The 18,384-nt window shown below is 39.3% G+C and carries 15 protein-coding genes and 1 pseudogene; 12 read left to right on the top strand and 4 right to left on the bottom strand.

Annotation, left to right across the window (positions count from 1 at the left end; genetic code table 11):
• Positions 1 to 27: 27 nt before the first annotated feature.
• The 3 genes from HUN01_RS15625 to HUN01_RS15615 all read right to left on the bottom strand — a co-directional run bounded on the left by HUN01_RS15625 (position 28) and on the right by HUN01_RS15615 (position 4,921).
• The gene (locus HUN01_RS15625; RefSeq protein ID WP_238846279.1) at positions 28 to 1,650 is read right to left on the bottom strand and encodes a serine/threonine protein kinase; all 1,623 of its coding nucleotides are present in this window, start codon (positions 1,648 to 1,650) and stop codon (positions 28 to 30) included.
• Between the two features lie 301 nt (positions 1,651 to 1,951).
• Complete coding sequence (locus tag HUN01_RS15620) at positions 1,952 to 3,136, bottom strand: esterase-like activity of phytase family protein (protein ID WP_181932036.1); 1,185 nt, start codon at positions 3,134 to 3,136, stop codon at positions 1,952 to 1,954.
• A 324-nt stretch (positions 3,137 to 3,460) separates the two neighbouring features.
• Positions 3,461 to 4,921 carry a TM0106 family RecB-like putative nuclease gene (locus HUN01_RS15615; protein WP_181932035.1) on the bottom strand — a complete coding sequence of 487 codons (1,461 nt, stop codon included), beginning with the start codon at positions 4,919 to 4,921 and terminating at the stop codon, positions 3,461 to 3,463.
• Positions 4,922 to 5,178: 257 nt separating this feature from the next.
• Between HUN01_RS15615 and HUN01_RS15610 the strand changes: the two genes are divergently transcribed.
• From HUN01_RS15610 to HUN01_RS15565, 10 genes and pseudogenes are all read left to right on the top strand, one after another.
• Complete coding sequence (locus HUN01_RS15610; RefSeq protein ID WP_181932034.1) at positions 5,179 to 6,372, top strand: aminotransferase class V-fold PLP-dependent enzyme; 1,194 nt, start codon at positions 5,179 to 5,181, stop codon at positions 6,370 to 6,372.
• Positions 6,373 to 6,507: 135 nt separating this feature from the next.
• A complete protein-coding gene (locus HUN01_RS15605; RefSeq protein WP_181932033.1) occupies positions 6,508 to 7,590 on the top strand; it encodes a glycosyltransferase family protein in 1,083 nt (360 codons plus the stop codon).
• Between the two features lie 27 nt (positions 7,591 to 7,617).
• Positions 7,618 to 8,115, top strand: coding sequence for a hypothetical protein (locus HUN01_RS15600; RefSeq protein ID WP_069069675.1), 498 nt, complete (start codon positions 7,618 to 7,620; stop codon positions 8,113 to 8,115).
• Positions 8,112 to 8,336 (top strand): hypothetical protein, encoded by a 225-nt coding sequence (locus HUN01_RS15595; protein ID WP_181932032.1) that lies wholly within the window; start codon positions 8,112 to 8,114, stop codon positions 8,334 to 8,336. The genes HUN01_RS15600 and HUN01_RS15595 overlap by 4 nt, the downstream gene beginning before the upstream one ends.
• Before the next feature lie 43 nt (positions 8,337 to 8,379).
• Positions 8,380 to 8,793: a secondary thiamine-phosphate synthase enzyme YjbQ gene (locus tag HUN01_RS15590; RefSeq protein WP_181932031.1), complete on the top strand. Its 414-nt coding sequence runs from the start codon at positions 8,380 to 8,382 to the stop codon at positions 8,791 to 8,793.
• A 277-nt stretch (positions 8,794 to 9,070) separates the two neighbouring features.
• Entirely contained in the window at positions 9,071 to 9,820 is a 750-nt protein-coding gene (locus tag HUN01_RS15585; protein WP_181932030.1) for a hypothetical protein, read from the top strand.
• A 33-nt stretch (positions 9,821 to 9,853) separates the two neighbouring features.
• Complete coding sequence (locus HUN01_RS15580; protein WP_181932029.1) at positions 9,854 to 10,642, top strand: Nif3-like dinuclear metal center hexameric protein; 789 nt, start codon at positions 9,854 to 9,856, stop codon at positions 10,640 to 10,642.
• Positions 10,643 to 10,938: 296 nt separating this feature from the next.
• Positions 10,939 to 11,136 (top strand): annotated as a pseudogene (locus HUN01_RS15575) (hypothetical protein); the annotation flags it as partial.
• A 465-nt stretch (positions 11,137 to 11,601) separates the two neighbouring features.
• Positions 11,602 to 11,760, top strand: coding sequence for a hypothetical protein (locus tag HUN01_RS15570; RefSeq protein ID WP_181932028.1), 159 nt, complete (start codon positions 11,602 to 11,604; stop codon positions 11,758 to 11,760).
• Positions 11,761 to 11,982: 222 nt separating this feature from the next.
• Complete coding sequence (locus HUN01_RS15565) at positions 11,983 to 12,294, top strand: DUF6679 family protein (protein ID WP_012408115.1); 312 nt, start codon at positions 11,983 to 11,985, stop codon at positions 12,292 to 12,294.
• A 64-nt stretch (positions 12,295 to 12,358) separates the two neighbouring features.
• On the opposite strand, the gene HUN01_RS15560 is transcribed toward HUN01_RS15565, so the two are convergent.
• Positions 12,359 to 14,029, bottom strand: a complete 1,671-nt coding sequence (locus HUN01_RS15560; RefSeq protein WP_181932027.1) for an MBL fold metallo-hydrolase — start codon at positions 14,027 to 14,029, stop codon at positions 12,359 to 12,361.
• A gap of 1,069 nt (positions 14,030 to 15,098) precedes the next feature.
• Between HUN01_RS15560 and HUN01_RS15555 the strand changes: the two genes are divergently transcribed.
• Together HUN01_RS15555 and HUN01_RS15550 are read left to right on the top strand one after the other, a co-directional pair.
• On the top strand, positions 15,099 to 16,610 hold the full coding sequence (locus HUN01_RS15555) for a calcium-binding protein (protein ID WP_181932026.1): 1,512 nt from the start codon (positions 15,099 to 15,101) through the stop codon (positions 16,608 to 16,610).
• Between the two features lie 839 nt (positions 16,611 to 17,449).
• A complete protein-coding gene (locus tag HUN01_RS15550) occupies positions 17,450 to 18,331 on the top strand; it encodes an Npun_R2479 family HD domain-containing metalloprotein (RefSeq protein WP_181932025.1) in 882 nt (293 codons plus the stop codon).
• Positions 18,332 to 18,384 lie beyond the last annotated feature (53 nt).

Raw genomic sequence — 18,384 nt, 5'->3', positions numbered from 1 at the left:
GGAGGCAACCATTTTGATGGCAGACTTTCAATGGCGTGATACAAACTTCAAAAAAATCTCCAAGAATTTATTCATCCAATTTTTTAAACTTTCTCTCTCAGATTTTTGATGTATAGCTAAATTTTGTAAAATATCTAATTTTAGCTTTTCATACTCTGTTTTGAGAATATTTTTGGCTTGATTAGGCGAAATTAATTCTTTTGACTGTTGACTTATCTCTAACCAATCTACAAGCTGCTGGCGCTGGCTAGCGGTGAGATTTAAAGTTGTTACATGAGAGCAACGTGTTGGATCTTCTAGGGGAAAAAACAGTAAATGATAGTAGCCTACTTCTGCTAAACCACGTGCTATATTCTGCCCTTTATTGTCTTTCAAATCCAGAAAATAAGGTAGCCATTTAGTCATAGAAGGTTCGGCATCGTATAGTACTGTTACCCACAATAGCATCGGGTAAACATTCATTTTACTAATAAATTCAGTGCCATGTATTTTATCCAAAAATCTTGTAATCTCTTGTTTGGGCAACATTGCCCAAAAAGTTGGTATAGGTCTTTGGGTAGTATGTAGTAAATGTGGAAACCCAATTGGCGCAATTGGCTTATTTTTAGGCCAATTTTTCTGCAAACACTCTTGTTCTGATAATAAAGTTGCGGGTACTAATTGAACCGGAAATGAGAGGTTAACAATATCACTACCATTGCTAGGAATAACATCTTTAAGCTGAATATTAACCTTTTCTAAATCTTCTAATATTTTGTTGATATTCTGAGGGCGATCGCTTACTTCTTTAGCTAAACAACTCATCAATAGTTTTTCTAATATCTGCGGAACTTTGACTTGGGGATTAATTTCTTCAACTGTAGGTGGCATTTGAAACCGATGCGCTTGATACCAAGTACCAAAAGAGTTACTTTTTGTCTGAAATGGATGCTTTCCTGTCAGCATCTCAAACATTAGTACTCCCAAGCTGTAAATGTCAGAGCGGACATCTAGCAGTTTACGTCCTTCCATGTGTTCTGGAGAACAGTAAGGCAAACTGCCAATAAAAGAATCTGTCAGCGTCATTCCACTTCGCTCTGTTAGGAATTTTGCAATGCCAAAGTCGAGTATTTTGACAATTTCTCCTTGTTTACTATCTTCACTAATGAATATATTTTCTGGTTTAATATCCCTGTGAACAATAGGATAAATCTCTCCTTTATGGCTGATGCCTTGGTGGGCACATTGTAAACCTAAACAAATTTGATTACAAATCTGCAAAAACTTTGATATTGTTAAGGGCTTAATTTTGAGAATTTGTTTGAGATTTTTTCCTTGGAGATATTCCATTACATAAAATGGAGTTTTATCATCAGTAACGCCATAGCTTAGGATGCGAACAATATGTTTACTTTTGCGACCCAATTGAGCGCCAATAAAAATCTCTCTGGCAAAGCGTTGGGACATTTGTTGGTTCGCCAAATTAAGTGATAATATTTTGACTGCAATAGGCATACCACCTTTAGCAGTATCTTCGGCTAGATAAACTCTACCCATCCCTCCTTTGCCAATCAAATCTCTGATTAAATAGCGATTATTTAAACATTGTCCAATGTAATCGTCTAATTCTGATTTTTGCCCTACCATATTCTCAATTTTATTTTGTTTCATGAAAATCATTTTTGAAAAATATTGTTGGCAAAATACTTTAAAATTTATAGCTATTTATTAAATTTAAATCTTGCAAAAATATCATTATTTTGAGATAACTAACTACAAGCTTTAATTATGGTTAATTTCTCTGCAAAAGCTCCTAAATATTGTGTAACATATTTATTAAGGATTACGGTTGAGAAATTACACGGAAACTCTAAATAGGCTAGATAAAGTTACCTAGTAGATTCCGTGAATACACAGTAATAAGTAAATAGCAGTAAAGCCGCGATGTCTATACACCTTTATTTCTGTACAGCTAATTGTTAAAGTTTGGCAATAAACGACGTAAGAATCTAATTAGCGTATTTTCAATTTTAATTTGAAAGGCTAGTATCTGGGTGCGTTGTAGGGAGTTGAAATTGTTATCACTAATAAGAATTAATGATTGTTGTTCATTGGGTAGCTTAGGGCCAAGAGTTAAGCCTTCGATGTTGTCTAGCAGTACATCCAGTTTTCTCAAATCTAATAGCAGTTTTTTCTGAACTGGTTTAATATTTTTGGCATCAACTGCTAAAAGGCTATCAATAGTATGAATATCATCGGCTCCTTCTAAAGAAACCTGAAACAGAGAAACAGCAAATCCTAAACCAGTGAATGACCGTTCTAAACTTAGGAAGTGTCCTTGATTGTCGAGAGCAAGTAAATCGGGCAATCCACTAGCGAATTTGCCAATTAAATTCAAAAATGGTGCAACTGGTTCTGTTTGGTAAAGAAATTCCTTTTCTGGCTGGTTGTTGAGCAAGTTGTATTGCAAAATTCGGCAAGGACTACCGATATTAGGTTTAGCTGCGGCACCATCTTGAATTAGAGCATTTTCGGTGGCTGTGAATAGATGCTTTTTATCGGGTGTGATGGTAAGGCTTTCAAAAGCTAAGTTGTTGCGGATACCTTGTTGACTAGTTTTATCTGGCAAAAATTTGTTTGGGATGGGGAGTGTTGCAATTTCTCTGCCAGAAGATAGTGAGAACTCTTTAATAAAAGGATTAATTAATTTTACAGCATCGCCTTCAGAAGAAATAAACACAGTTGCTTTATTAGTTAATGCAATACCTTCTGTATCACTTTCACTAGGGCTAAATGTTTGACTATTCTCATTTAATAATGTAGGAACACTAACTGGGATAATTCCATCTTTTTGTAGGGAACCTTTACTCAAGTCGATTTTTAGAGTGTAGAAACGGGCATTAGCTTTTTGCCCCCGGTCATCAGAAACAGCATAGTAAAGGTTGTTTTTTACATTATATGTAATTCCAGATAAGCCTCCAACTTCAGTTTTCTGAAATATTAAACCTTTCGGTAAAGTGGCTTCCCCAATAAATTCTATGCTACTGATTTCAACAGCATTTGTATGTAAAATTATAAATAAGAAAGTGATAATTATAATCGGGATAAAAAAGTAAATAATTCGCGGAAATACAAATATTTTTTTAATGAACTGCATGTAAAGCTCTTGCTAAATTTTGAAAGTTATAAACCAATACGCTTGGGTTAAGGGCTAATTGTACAAAATTGTGGGTTTTTTAGACGCGATAAATCGCCGTCTCTACAAGTGTTTTGGTCTTATCTGAACTGTAATAAACAAGATAGCACTGAAAGAGTACTGATACCATTTCTGCATAAAGATGCACTAAAACATATTAAGACCTACAGCTATTTACCTGAAAATAGCTGTAAGTACAAGGAAGAAGGTGGATGTAAAGAGGCTTGCCATAGGCTATCGTAAAGAAATAAACTATCCTGGAATATGCGAAGTACTCAGCGCTAATTAAGCAAGTCGCAAATCATATTCATCCTGAAAAAAGTTGACAAGCCAATCTTTGACTCTGCGGGTAGCGCGGCAATCATCTTCATTGTAGCTTTGGATAATTTCTAGTAAGGCGCGATCGCCTGTTTCTAGCCACTGATCATACCAGTAAATACATTTTGCGCCACTAGCTTCCTTTTCCCGCCACTCAAATCCTAGCCAACGAGCGATCGCTTTGAGGGCATAGCTTTCTATTGGCAATGCTACACTTTCGGTTAATTGTTCATACACATCCACAAATCGATTCAGGACAGGACGCACTAAGGAGTACGGAGTGTGGTAAAGCTTTGCTAGCCGTTTGACTGTATCAAACTCGTAGACACAAAAATGATAAATTGGCGCTTCGGGATATTGCCAAACTAAATCCAAAAATTGCTGCCAAACTAATTCTTCGTCTTCTGGTTTGTCTGCTAAAAATGAATAAAACTGTTCTGTATTGGCAAGTCTATCAACAACTAAAACCCCCAAGAGATAATTTAAATCTAAGTCTGGCTGTGCTTCAATATCAAAGTAAATCTCTATGGGTGCTGTAAATGTAATATCTTCTATTGGTAACGGGTAGGGTAAAATTAGGGGTCGTTTTTCGAGTGCACATTGAGCTTGCACTACCAGCTTGGGTGCTATTTCTCTGTCAAAACCAAGTAGGTTTTCTAAGGTGCTGGGACTAGTGTTAGCGAGAGATTCCAGCGTGGTGATGGCTAAGGCTTGGAGTTGAGTGTAGCGAATGGGTGTTACACCTGGTAATAATGAGAGATGTTTTTCAGATTGAGCGATCGCATAACATTCACTATACCAATGGCAAAGATTGCACTTTTGCCGGGAAATAAACACTTCTGGCGGATTCGGTAACTCTAAAACTTGAATAAACTCCTCCAGAATTTCCTGCATCCGTGGCGTCCATTTGAACAAATCCACCGCATAGTTTGTATTTTTGCTTCGCAATATAAGCGAAGCTGTTTCAGCTGGAACTCTTTGCACTGTCGCCAATACTTGAGCATGAAATGCAGCGACAACTTGATATTCTTGCTTAGGACGCTTACCGAGTTCAATATTAGCCGGGACGTATATCCAATCCCCAAAATGGGATTGTCCTGGCTGTTTCACAAGTAAATCTGGACGACTTAGGAGGGTGTATGCTTCAGAATAATTTGCTAACAGTACTCCTTTATATATGTACTCAACCCCACGCTGCATCAATTCTAAAGTTTCTTTCTCTCCCCTTTCCCAGTTTCCATAAGAATAATCTGGTTGGTGATAAGTCTTCTGTGCCAAAGCACTCAGCTGATGAGCGATTTTGTCCTGTTGCAGTTTGCGTAGCAACTCATTGGGAGCATCGCGCTGACTTTTGTCACCGTGAGTATCTAGAAAAGGCCGGCGTTTACAGCGTTGATATTGCAGTAGGAGTTCAGCATTAATTAGCATCTTTATAAGTTAACAAGAATTAGTACACTCTGGGAGTAAATTAGACAACTAAAATCTGGAAGTGGCGATTGCATCCACACTTAATTTGCCGTTTATTTTATACTGTCAACAGCTAGCTATTGGTGTAAACAGCACAAGCGTTTGCTTTTTTGCCAAATTACAACTGAGAGAGATTGACACAACCACGGTTTATCCACAAAGTACAAATACCTCTAAATCTCTATAAATCTGCAAACAGCAGATATCCCTTGTGAATTATGACTAGTATTTCTGCATCACCAATCAAGCTGCATCGCCATCGAGAGCAATTTCCGGCTTTAGCAAATAAGACTTATTTCAATTATGGCGGACAAGGGCCGATGCCCCAAAAAGCAATGGATGTTATGGCCCAAACTCAAGCTTATGTTCAAGAAATAGGCCCCTTTGGAAATGAGGCGTATAGCTGGATAGCACCCCAAACTCAAGCCGCAAGAGAAGCGATCGCTTTGGAGTTAAATGCACCAAGCCAAACAATTACTCTCACTCAAAATGTCACTGTAGGCTGTAATATCGCCATGTGGGGTATTGAGTGGCAAGCTGGCGACCATTTGCTGCTCTCGGACTGCGAACATCCAGGTGTAATTGCGACAGCACAAGAAATCTCACGGAGATTCGCTGTGGAAGTTACTACCTGTCCCCTAAAAGCGACTTTAAATGAGGGCGACCCCGTAACAGTCATTGCCCAGCACTTGCGCCCCAATACCCGCCTAGTGATATTGAGTCATGTTTTCTGGAATACTGGTCAAGTTTTACCTCTTGATAAAATTGCCGAAGTATGCAGGAATAATCATTCTGCACTATTAATAGATGCTGCCCAATCTGCTGGTTTATTGCCTTTAAACTTGACTGAATTGGGAGTTGATTTTTATGCTTTCACTGGTCACAAATGGTTATGTGGCCCTGCGGGTGCTGGTGGTTTGTATGTTCGACCAGAAGCACGAGAAAGCTTGAAACCTACATTTATTGGCTTGAATGGCATTGTTGTGGATAGTCAATCTCAGCCTGTGGATTGGCTTCCAGATGGGCGACGATACGAAGTGTCTACATTAGCTTATCCTTTATATCTTGGGTTAAAGGAAGCGATCGCAATTCATCAGCAATGGGGAACCTCACAGGAACGTTACGAACAAATTTGCCACAACAGTGAATACCTCTGGCGACAATTGACGGCGTTACCTGATATTAAATGTTTGCGAACTTCCCCACCCGAAAGCGGTATAGTCTCCTTCCAAATTGCAAATAATCAGTCCCAAGCTAATTTGAAGTTGGTGCAATTTTTAGACTCACAAAGGATATTAACTCGAACAATTGCCGATCCTAGCTGTATACGCGTTACCGTCCATTACTTTACTTTAGAATCGGAAATCGACCTATTGGTTGGGGCAATTCAAAGTTTTTGCAAGATTAATTAAAAGTTAGGAGTTATAAGTTATCAGTGTAGTAATTATGATTTTAATTCTTAACTCTTAACTCCTAACTTCTAACTCCTAACTTCTAACTCCTAACTTCTAACTCCTAACTCCTAACTCCTAACTCCTAACTTTAAAATGGAACGCCCAATCTTATACTTAGCCATAACTAACCACGGCTTTGGTCATGCTACCCGCACGGCTTCTGTAGCTGCGACAATTCAAAAATTATGCCCAGAAGTTCTACTAATTCTGGTGAGTACTGCCCCACGCTGGTTGCTAGAGTGCTACATACAAGGCGATTTTATCTATCGTCCCCGTGCATTTGATTTGGGTGTGGTGCAAACGGATAGTTTAACAATGGATAAAGCAGCGACTTTAGAAAAGTTGCTCGATATTAAGAAGCATCAAAATTCGCTGATTGCTTCAGAAGTGAATTTTATCCGCCAAAATCGCGTTAATCTCATTTTGGCAGATATTCCTTTCCTAGCTCCTGGGTTTGCCAAAGCTGCAAATATTCCCTGCTGGATGATGAGTAACTTTGGCTGGGACTTTATCTACCGAGATTGGGGAGGCGAATTTACCGCAATTGCAGATTGGATTAGTGATGGGTACTCAAAGTGCGATCGCTTGTTTCGTCTCCCTTTCCATGAACCAATGCCAGCTTTTAACAATATCACAGATGTCGGCTTAACAGGCGGTTCCCCTCGTTACTCTGCTGATGATTTACGTTCTCTTTGGGGAATAACTACACCAGTCGAAAAAACTATTTTATTGACCTTTGGTGGTTTGGGTTTACAGCAAATCCCCTACGATAACCTGCGGCGATTCCCCGATTGGCAATTTATCGTCTTTGATCAATCTGCCCCTGATTTACCTAATTTAGTGAAAATTGATGACCGCAAATACCGCCCTGTAGATTTTATGCCTATTTGTGCGCGAGTCGTCTCTAAACCTGGTTACAGTACTTTTTCTGAAGCCACATTATTAGGAGTACCGATTGTTACTATACCGCGTGAGGATTTTGCCGAAGCAGCTTTTCTAGTAGAAGGCATAACTAATTATAATCAGCATCAAATTATCACCCCATCTGACTTTTTTCAAGGTAATTGGGATTTTCTCCATGAGTTACCTCAACCACCAAAGCAATCTCAACCAATTGCTAAGGATGGGAATGAAGCGATCGCTAAAGCTGTTATTAATTATTTGCAGACGAAATAAAGTTATTCAAAATACAATCAATTAATAATGGAATCTCCAACAATAGATAAAGAAACTTTAGAATTGGCCGCCCAAGATGTACGTCGAGTGATTGAAAGGCAAAAAGAAGAACGGCAGATATTAATCACTCAGATGAACATCTTATTTGTCACAAACACCGCATTATTAAGTTTTTTAACAATATCCAGGCTGATTACAATATTTAGTCTTTTTAGTGTATTAGAAATATTGTTACTGCTTTTCAACTTTATGTTACTAATACGGGCTTTATTGCCACGCAAATTTTTTGTCAGTCCCAACCTAGAAACTGACGATTTTCAGAATAAATATTTGAAGTTTTCACCTCAAGAATACCAGTCACAGATGTTAGTTAACTTGAGAGAGACTTATAATGAAAATCAGAAGCAAGTAGAGGATATTTCTCAATCCCTGACGTATGCTACTTTTGTGACTGCTGGAATTGCTTTTGTTGCCTTGTTACATCAAGTAACAGTTTATTTTATTCCTGAACTACAAAAAATATGAATACCAACCAAGATGATACAACATCTTCTAAAAATGGTTTACAACTGCCAGAGCCAGATCCGGCTAACATTACAGCTTTATCTCACAATCTACCTAATACGCCTATCATCCCCGATGTCATAAAAGAGTCTGTAAATGCCGTGTTAAGCATCTTTAGAAGAAGACATACTAAGTCAAGCGATCAACCAACGAGAGAACAACAACCAAATCAAGCAGATTGAACTGCTAATTAGATTTTACTGTCATCAATCATTACTGTTTTAAATGAGCCACTACCAAAAGTTACTGAGAATTTCTACGACTGGTAAATCTTTTTACAATATCACTGCAAAAATTGAATCCATAGTTGCAGAATCAGGTGTTGATATTGGTCTTTGTACTTTATTTTTACGCCACACTTCAGCCAGTTTAGTTATCCAAGAAAATGCCGATCCTGATGTTCTTGTGGATCTAGCTGATTTTATGGCAAAACTCGTTCCAGAATCAGGCAAATATATCCATGATGCAGAAGGCCCCGATGATATGCCGGCACACATCCGTACCGCACTCACTCACACTTCTGAACATATCCCCATTAATCGAGGTCATCTTGTACTGGGAACTTGGCAGGGAATTTATATTTGGGAACACCGCCAACGCAGCCATTCAAGAGAATTGGTTGTTCACATTTCTGGATAGATATTTCTCAATGATTGTTTATTTAAAGTGTCGTTTTGTAGAGTTTAAATACTCTGTTTATACTGCGAATCATTAGGATATAATATTGTAGCCTGTGCGGTGATATGTATTACATAATTCTTGCCGTAATAGCTTTCTTAATAAAAAAATAACCAGATACATACCAAATAATCTATGTAAATTTAAAAGTTAAGTTTATTTATGATTATTTAATAATCTATTTATTTTATTATACACTAATATTTTAGTGTAAGCTGTCTGGGCAATTTCAATTAATATGAAGAAAGAACTCAAACCAACTCCTAATTTTCAATTTCTTGATGAAATTTTTGTCCAGCAGTCTGTTAACTTATTGTCACTTAATCCCCACAAGACATTAATTACCAATTTTGCAGAATTGGGAAATTTGATTACTGAACAAAACACCGACATTCCGATTCTCACAACCCTTCAAGAAACTCTCGAAAGCATAGTCCGCACTCAGTTGCAAAACTTCCCAGAAAACATCTTCTGGGATTTTGATTTTCTGGTAAGTAGTATGCTTAGGCAGGCGTTAACGGCAGATGAAGGCGCTGTTCCCTTCTTAAAAGTTTTTGGTGAAAAGATGGTTTGTTTGACGGAAATGTTTGGGAATAAAACGGAAATGCGCTTTCGTTATGTTCATGATTTTATGTATGGATTTGATTGGGCAAGATGGGTAAAAAAAGAACCACAAAAACGCTCACATATAGAACCTTTTAGTCTGGTTTTTTTTGATTATTTGCTCGCTAAAGGTAAGGAACTTTTACAACGTATTAATCATGGTCAAGTTATATCTTATAAACTGTGTGAAACAGGCTACCGTAACCCCTTCACCTTTTCTCGTGAACCAGAAGATGAATACCGTCTGCTAACTTATTTAGCAAAAGAACAACTTATTCCAGTAGCAGCATGGAATTGGAATGCTAGCCCTGTATGGAACAAACCTTTCCAAGAAATGCGCCAGCAAGTAGCATTACAATTAAATATTCAACCACAGAGACATTGATTAGCAATTCAAAATTGCTGAAGAACGATAATTATGAAAATTGCTGATTTAATTACTTGGTTTGAAGCATGGGCAAATCCAGCTTGGTGTGAAAGTTGGGATAATTGTGGCTGGCAGATTGAGCCGGGAGTTTTGCAGGAAAAAGCACGGGTTTTGGTCTGTTTGACACCGACTTTGGCGGTAATGCAGGAAGCGATCGCTCTTAATGCTAATCTGATATTCGCCCATCACCCCTTGATTTTTAATCCTCTCAAATCTTTACGCACTGGTGAAGCGATCGCAGAAATGGTAAGGTTAGCCTTTACCCATAATATTGGTATTTACACTGCTCACACTAATTTCGACCAAGTGCAGGATGGTACCGCTGACGTTTTGGGTCAGATTTTAGAACTCAAAGAAGTTACTCCCATAGTACCAACACAAGGAGGATTAGGATATGGTCGTGTTGGTTTGCTAGAGCCATTTCTGACATTACAGGAATTACTCGCAGCCATTCAAACCCGACTTGCTCCGCCTAATTTGATTTTTTCTCCAACTGCTGATTTACAACAAACAATTTCACGAGTTGCCGTTTTGGGTGGTTCGGGAGCTAGTTACATTTCAGCCGTCGCTAAAACTGGTGCTCAAGCTTATCTGACTTCTGACTGTAAGTTCCATCAGTTTCAAGAAAGCCGCGATTGTAATCTCATTTTAATCGATGCTGGACATTACGCTACCGAACGTCCGGCTTGCGATCGCTTAGTGCAAAAATTCCAGTCCTTAAACTTAGATTGGGTGCAATTAAGTAAAAATGATGAAGATTTCCGCCAGTTTTTCGCTTGATTGCTTGTGATATCCAAACTATATTTTTTGGATGCTTGCCTAAAAATTTTTTTATATATTTTAATATTGTTAAATCATGGGGTTTAGCTGTATTAATACTGAGATACTTCATAAATTTTATATCAATCAACTCATAGATAAACGTACATAAAGTTCTCTTTTTAACCATAATTGTGATAGAAATCACTAGTTACGTGTAATTATAATCACATGATATTCATGTTCCATATCAATTAATAGCAGAGAAAAATGTTCCACACTTGACGTAACAAATTGTTTACTCTGCCCTAATCAAGATGATTCGCACACTCATTGAATCTGCTTTTGAAACTGGATATCTTAGTGTTGAATCTGAGGGTTTACTCCAGCAAGTACTGTCTACTAAATGCTATCAGTCAGAGGATTTGCCTTTTCTTGCAGCCCTATATAATGCAGTTCGCGCAGGTCAAATTAAACGAGAAGCGTCTTCATCAAGCGTGCTTATGGAATTTCCTCTATCAGTTGAAGGAGGCAGGAGACAGGAGACAGGAGGCAGAAGGCAGGACGAGCAAACTCCAAGAGGATTCGACCCTTAATGATTTGGAGTCATTAAACGGAAATTCAGTGATATTTTTAAACCGCAAGCTTGCTCTGGTCGCTTTACTGAAGTAGAGTCCAGTTTTCCTTCCACCTTCTAGCCTCAGCAAGAACTGCCTTTCTTGATAAATCTTGCTGATACTCCCACAAAAGAAACAGAGGGGAATCTTCTCAGGGTATTGACGCTTTGCCCCTTAACTCCTTTGTCTATCTGCCTTTCCCTCGACTCCGTTGCCTTTTTCTTAGTTATAATCGGGCAAAAATCTTAAAAACTCAAAACTCTTTAGGTGTTGTTGTTGAAAAGCATTAAGGTCAGCAAGAGAATGAGTTAAGATCAGATACAAGTGGGTAAAAGTAAAACCAAGTCCCCGGACTTCCCAGTAATGCCAATGACTAAAAGTAGGCAAATTAAACAACCGCAATCAACGATTGTTTTGGAGTATTCTTTATTACATAATGGTAGGAATGACTCACCAACAAATATGAACCTGGTTAGGACAGGTGCTGAATTGTTTGACTTCTATGAAGCAGACATTCCCTAGAATCAGCCGGAGGGAGATTTAGTTCATTGCGAGAGCAACCATTGATTGATGACCAAACATTTCTCAACATTTTGACAACTACAGGCAAGTTTTGGGATTAGGTCATAAACTCTACTTGTTGTTCCAAACAGTGAAATTAACCTCCTAAAGGTGTAATGTAATGGGGTAGAACCCAGATTTTGACAGGTTTAACTACGTTGTTTAAAAAGGCAGAAACAATACATGCTACACCGCAAGATTTATCAACTGTGTTGCGATGGGCGCGAGGTATGTGTTTTCTTGCGGGACCAGCAACGCTGGATTGAACGCGCCCGCATCATAGACATAGAGGGAGATTTAGTGACCCTACGCTATGAAACAGAAGAAGAAGACGAAGTTTGTTCTTGGGAAGAAATGGTTCGCCTCGAGAGCATTGGTGCTGTAACGCAAAAATTGGCTTCAGTACCACGCGGGAATGTGGAACCTTTGATGACTGAAGATTGTCCCGAAGCTGAACGCATTCATAACCGCTACACTGACTCGAATCCAGAATAATTAATCAGTGCTGAGTGCTGAGGGTCGAGTGCTGAGTAATAAATCCTAACTCAGAACTCAGAACTCAGGACTCAGGACTAGATAAACGTTCAAAGGCAGGACAGTAACCTTCAAGAGTTACCTTGAAGTTAAACAGCGGGGAAGCTGGGTTCCAACACCGCTGCCCCCTTTGGTGTCGGCAAGTACCACAACAGTCTACATCTGTCCATGTATAGCGATCGCTATTTTGGCTGAGTAATTCTCGTTGAGACAATCCCCTTAATACTAGTTCTTCCCCTTGCCAACGAGCTTCGATTAACCCAGTATCAGCAAATTGCCGCCAACGCGGATCAGCAGTAATCACATCAGGTAGGGTGATTGTGATTACTGTTCCCAACTCCGTCAGTTCGCCTTCGTAGTTAGTTTCTGGCGCTGCCGGTTGCAAAAATGTATCGCCAATAAGCAGTTCTACTAAAGTGTTAGCTGCTGGTGAATGTACATGGTAGCGGTTTTGCAACTCTTCTAAGCTAGTCAGGTCTGCTAAATAAGCAGGAGAACCGTGGACAAAAATCACGTGCTGGGGTCGCAAGTTATGAATTAGCTGCGTAGTACCAGGACCATCACTATGTTGAGCTAAAAGATAGGTTTCAACAGTGGTGGGTGCTAAATATTCTTTGTTAACTTTTATATCAATTTTTTCTGGTAACAGGATCAGCCAAGGCCCGGTGTCTAGTTGGCAATGTTCACCTAAATCAGATGTAGAGTCGGTGAGGACTATACAAGGTGATTTGCCCACAGTGGGACGATGTTCTGGTTGTAAACGACGCACGCGGGGACGTACCCGTTCATCCCAAAACAAGGGTTGATGGCGGGCGAAGTTCTGCACCGATGGGGGAAGGTGAGGTAGTAGTTCTAGGTAGGCATCACACCCAGTAGCAACAGCACCATCTACCCAGATATCTAAATCTCGTCCGGTGAAATGGTGATGCGATCGCAAGAGCATTAATAGTTCTTGACCCAATCCTAAAGCAGGGGTGGGAAGGATTACAGAACAATGATCAGCGATCGCGCGATTAATTCGCTCTGCTAGTTGATTTTCTTGGTTACGGCGGTGAGGATGACGGGATGTGCCATAACTACCTTCAATGATTAGCACATCCAAATCTAAACCCCGCAGTTCCTCTAAACGCAAACCTTCTACCAGGCGAGAGTTGGACAGGAAAAAGTCCCCTGTATAGAGTAGCTTGTAAATACGCTGCTGAGTGGTGTAGGTAAGTAGAATTGCCACTGCCCCTGGTAGATGCCCTGCGGGAAATAATTCTGCCACCAGACCTTCTTGGAATTCCACAGGCGATCGCAACGGCAAGGCATGACAAAATTGGGAAATTTCTTGAGGGTCTTGGTCTAGCCAATTCAACGGCAGTAACTTGCTAGTCACCTCACTACCATAAATAGGTAACTTGGGAAAAGCTTTATGCAGTGCCAGTAAACCTCTAGAATGATCTGGGTGGGCATGACTAATCAAAACTAAATCTGCTGGTAGGGGCGAATTAGCTCCATGTACTGACTTATTAAGCCCCTTAGCCAGCGATGAAATATCTTCCAAACCACAATCCAACAGAATGCGGTATGGGCCCATTTTCACCAATAAACACACGCCCTCATTGTCATGCTGGACACTATAGGGGAAACATTCTAATTCACTACCCGCTTCCGCAGCATCTACGCGAGAGGATGCCGACAGATTATCCCTCATGCTCTCCTCCCCTCAAACCTCATCATCATGGACATATCCCAAAAGCCAAAAGTTACATACACAAATTTTGGTTTTGTGACTTAGGGGTAAGTTTTATCGTGCGCCCCTACACCCTGAGAATACAGATTTTTGATTGGGGAGGACGCCTCCACCGAACCCGCACTGGTTCGGAAAGGTGGGCTAACGAGAAGCCATCAAACTAGGAACTCAAGGAGTTTGCCTCTTGTGTATTTTCCCTTTGCAAGTTTTGAGCGCTTTCAGCCAACTCACCCTTTGGGAAGTCACCCAAGCGCCTACAGATTTATCTCAATGTGCAGAGCCATTGCCGTGATAGTTATCTGAATCATAAAATCCATTTTTCGTGCCAAAAAATAAGCACGAAAGTGTGAAGATAACTGTTAATCCAGCTAGAATCAGCTTTACATCCATTTGTTTGCTGCCCCTTACTCAAGACTTTCCTATATTAATTTAGTGCTTCCGCAATCAAACGGAATCACTAGAAAATCTTTACTATGCTTATGTGGATTGGACAATAGGTAAATTTACCGCAATCAGTCAGATTGTAGAACCTTTCGGTTCACCTGTCTATCCATCTAGATGTGAAGCAATATGACAGCGATGTCTACGACGGGCTACGCCTACGCAATCTTCTACAGTCCGTAAAAATCCTCATCTAGAATAGGCATCACCAGAAATTAATGATGCGTTACCTGAAACTCTTGTAGAAATCTTACATTTAAGTTTTCTACAAGGGTTTCCACTCCTATGTCTAGGTCTGCTCAATCGAAAAAGGAAAAACCGTGAGATACTCACTCTCCTCTGGCATCCGAACCCCAAACTTATTCAATTAGATGTTAAAAAATGAGTGAACGGACAATTTAATCAATAATTTTATAATTCTTAACCCAATATAAACTTATTCAATAAATTATTTCTGCTAATTAAACTAGATGCTAAAAAATGAGGGAATAGACATTTAAGTAAACAATTTTATAACCCTTAACCCGCTCTAAACTTATTTAATAACCTACTTCTGCTAAAGTCATAAAAACTTCAGCATCATTAATATATGTTAATTGTTGGTACTCGCTTTGATGATGTCCTAATCGGTACTTCTTTGGATGATATTGTGCTTGGTCTTGCGGGAAATGATCGCATTATCGGTAGCATCGGCAATGACACACTTGTAGGAGGATCTGAAACAGATACAGCTGACTACAGCGAATTAGGTCAGGCTGTGACTCTAGAAGCTGCTGGTGTTGTCAACAAAGGTAAATCCGGTAAAGATCAGCTATTAGAGATAGAAACTATCATTGGGGCAAAAGGACAAGCCAATGCTATTGATGGTTCTATAGGCACAGCAACAACATCATTGAATGTCAACCTGTCAACCAATAGTCTGATTATCAATGGTGTTCCAGGATTGGGTACTTTGACTTTTAAAGTTCAGAACTTTGTCAACGTCACTGGCACTTCACAAAATGACACCATTATCGGTGATTCAGCCAATAATTTGCTCGAAGGTGGAAAAGGCAATGATGAAATCTTGGGAGGTAATGGCAATGATACTGTACGCGGTGGTGATGGTAATGATGTGATTGGTGGAGGCAGCAAAGGTGTTATCTTTGCCTCTCGCCTTGGAGATGGGAACGATATTGTAGAAGGTGGTAGTGGTGATGACATCTTAATTGGAGGAACTGGTAATGACCTCATAGATGGAGGTATCGGAATTGATACGGCTGACTATAGCGGATTGGGTAATGCTATTAGCCTCGAAGCCGTTGGTATCGTGAATAAGGAAGGTATATCTGGGAAAGATCAACTCGTCAAGATAGAAACTATCATTGGGGCAAAAGGACAAGCCAATGCTATTGATGGTTCTATAGGCACTGCAACAACATCATTGAATGTCAACCTGTCAACCAATAGTCTGATTGTCAATGGTGTTCCAGGATTGGGTACTTTGACTTTTAAAGTTCAGAACTTTGTCAACGTCACTGGCACTTCACAAAATGACGCCATTATCGGTAATTTAGCCAATAACTTGCTCAAAGGTGGAAAGGGTAATGACCAACTCTCAGGTCTTGATGGTAAAGATACTTTAGTTGGTGTTGATACTGCAAGTGTTCAACCAGGGATAAAGGAGATAGATATCCTAACAGGTGGTGCAGATCCAGACACATTTGTGATTGGAGATGAAAAAAATCCTTACTATGTGGGAGGTGGAGGATTTTTCGGTCTTAATGACTTTGCTTTTATAGGGGATTTTCAGACAGGACAAGATAAAATCCAACTGAAAAAACTTGAAAACTATATTTTTGGTAGCAACTACATTGCTATTGGCTCTCCATTTGGGTCAATCACGAACGATACATTGAGCAGTGAAGACATAAACGACCCTCAGCTAGAGTCAACTGTTAACGAGATTATTAAAAACAATGGCTCTAAAAATTCCTTGAGTCTTGGTGTTTCGTTAGATACAACAGAAAACAGCACTGACTCTTCTGTGATTTTACCTCGTTTTGATGTGATCACAATCCTCGCCAATAACTATAGCCTGAGCGATATTCAATTTGTCTAAAACACTTAAATTTGGAAGTTTACTGTAATAGACATCTGGTAAGAAAGAATGTAGAGACTTAGCAGTGCTAAGTCTCTACAAGGATTTCAGGTAACGCATAATTAACTCCACGAGATATTTATTATGGGTGCGGTGGTTCCTTGCCAAAGCCATAGCGCAGTCATACATAATCTAAGTTTGAAAGTTGTCGATGTAGCTAAATTTTACTGGTACTATCACCAGTCTCAGCAGGGTGGTAGTTGTGAAACCGCCCATAATTGGCGGTTTTCACATGAAACATTTTCATCACTCACAGTTCCACCTCCACTCTGTCTATGCATATCAATCTTGATTTTTTCTTAAGAAAACTTGAAGTTTATTTACTTCTATCAACTATGAGGCATTTAATAGTAAACTCTTTCAGATGCAACTGTATAGAATACTACGATTTTACTAAGAGTAATTACTAAGAAAAAATGCTTCAAAATTTTATGTAGATTAAACTACTCTAGGTCACACACTAGATGTATTTAGATCACCGCCAACCAAGGCTTAGATATGAAAAACTGATAAAGCGAATCTAGATTTATCTAATTAAAATCTAAAATATTCATGTATTTTTCTACACTAGAAGATTATTTTTTATACGCAACTCGTAACTACTCTAAAGCTTTTGTGTTGCCAGGAAGTCATCTATTACCATGTAATCCAGGTATAGGTTAAGCTAGCGTCCACAGCTACACGTGAGTTACAAAGGAGCAAACTCCATTGCTCTAAATTCCAGTAAGGGTGGCCCTGATTATGGAATTTTTAAATCAATCAAATCAATAAATAATTGGTATTTACCAGAGTAACCAGATATGTTCAATGCCACTGAAATTTTAATTGATGCCTTTGTAAATGAAATTCGAGATGGCTACCGTCGCACTTATGGCTGCTTCAAAAATGATTATCAAGACATTATCGCCTGGGCTGGTAACATGGCTTTGGAAAATATTGCCAATAGCGACGCCCTTTACCACAATGTTGAACACACTGTCCTTGTCACCCTAGTAGGGCAAGAAATCTTACGTGGCAAACACATTAGGGAAGGCGGCGTTTCCAGTGAAGATTGGTTGCATTGTATTATTTCCTTAGTGAGTCATGATATTGGCTACGTTAAGGGAGTTTGCCGGCAAGACCGAGAAGCAGCAGGCTTATATGCCACAGGTAAAAATGGCAAAATGATTTCTGTAGCTCCTGGCGCTTCTGATGCTAGTCTGACACCCTATCATGTTGATAGAGCCAAGCTCTTTATTGATGAGCGTTTTGGAGGTCACAAGTTAATAGATGCTGAGGCAATTAAGAGCAATATTGAATTGACTCGATTTCCCGTGCCTGCCGCAGAAGATCATCAAGATACAAAGTGCTTTGCAGGATTAGTCCGGGCTGCTGATTTGATTGGTCAACTAAGTGACCCACGTTACCTAAAGAAAATTACGTCTTTATTTTACGAGTTTGAAGAAACTGGTGTAAATAAAGTTTTGGGCTATAAAACTCCTGCCGATTTACGTAATAACTACGCTAAGTTTTACTGGAATGGTGTCTATCCCTATATCCAAGAGGGATTGCATTACCTATCATTGACACAACAAGGAAAACAAATTCTTGCTAATCTCTACTCAAACGTGTTTGTTGTGGAACATGAAAAACAACAGGAAGAACAGCAGCGGTATTTGGAGAAGTTAGGAGTTGCGAATTAGGAGCTATTCAATTTGGGATTTTAGATTTTTTATTCAATCCAAAATCCAAAATT

Origin of the sequence: Nostoc edaphicum CCNP1411 (genome assembly GCF_014023275.1) — a bacterium.
Taxonomy (GTDB): Bacteria; Cyanobacteriota; Cyanobacteriia; order Cyanobacteriales; family Nostocaceae; genus Nostoc; species Nostoc edaphicum_A.
This window is presented reverse-complemented; position numbering and strand designations above follow the sequence as displayed.

Bases quoted from the DNA above. Each gene is read 5' to 3' on its own strand.
- HUN01_RS15555 (WP_181932026.1), top strand. From the start codon at position 15,099: ATGTTAATTGTTGGTACTCGCTTTGATGATGTCCTAATCGGTACTTCT.
- HUN01_RS15600 (WP_069069675.1), top strand. From the start codon at position 7,618: ATGGAATCTCCAACAATAGATAAAGAAACTTTAGAATTGGCCGCCCAA.
- HUN01_RS15620 (WP_181932036.1), bottom strand. From the start codon at position 3,136: ATGCAGTTCATTAAAAAAATATTTGTATTTCCGCGAATTATTTACTTT.
- HUN01_RS15565 (WP_012408115.1), top strand. From the start codon at position 11,983: ATGCTACACCGCAAGATTTATCAACTGTGTTGCGATGGGCGCGAGGTA.
- HUN01_RS15595 (WP_181932032.1), top strand. From the start codon at position 8,112: ATGAATACCAACCAAGATGATACAACATCTTCTAAAAATGGTTTACAA.
- HUN01_RS15590 (WP_181932031.1), top strand. From the start codon at position 8,380: ATGAGCCACTACCAAAAGTTACTGAGAATTTCTACGACTGGTAAATCT.
- HUN01_RS15570 (WP_181932028.1), top strand. From the start codon at position 11,602: ATGCCAATGACTAAAAGTAGGCAAATTAAACAACCGCAATCAACGATT.
- HUN01_RS15615 (WP_181932035.1), bottom strand. From the start codon at position 4,921: ATGCTAATTAATGCTGAACTCCTACTGCAATATCAACGCTGTAAACGC.
- HUN01_RS15625 (WP_238846279.1), bottom strand. From the start codon at position 1,650: ATGAAACAAAATAAAATTGAGAATATGGTAGGGCAAAAATCAGAATTA.
- HUN01_RS15580 (WP_181932029.1), top strand. From the start codon at position 9,854: ATGAAAATTGCTGATTTAATTACTTGGTTTGAAGCATGGGCAAATCCA.
- HUN01_RS15585 (WP_181932030.1), top strand. From the start codon at position 9,071: ATGAAGAAAGAACTCAAACCAACTCCTAATTTTCAATTTCTTGATGAA.
- HUN01_RS15560 (WP_181932027.1), bottom strand. From the start codon at position 14,029: ATGAGGGATAATCTGTCGGCATCCTCTCGCGTAGATGCTGCGGAAGCG.
- HUN01_RS15550 (WP_181932025.1), top strand. From the start codon at position 17,450: ATGTTCAATGCCACTGAAATTTTAATTGATGCCTTTGTAAATGAAATT.
- HUN01_RS15605 (WP_181932033.1), top strand. From the start codon at position 6,508: ATGGAACGCCCAATCTTATACTTAGCCATAACTAACCACGGCTTTGGT.
- HUN01_RS15610 (WP_181932034.1), top strand. From the start codon at position 5,179: ATGACTAGTATTTCTGCATCACCAATCAAGCTGCATCGCCATCGAGAG.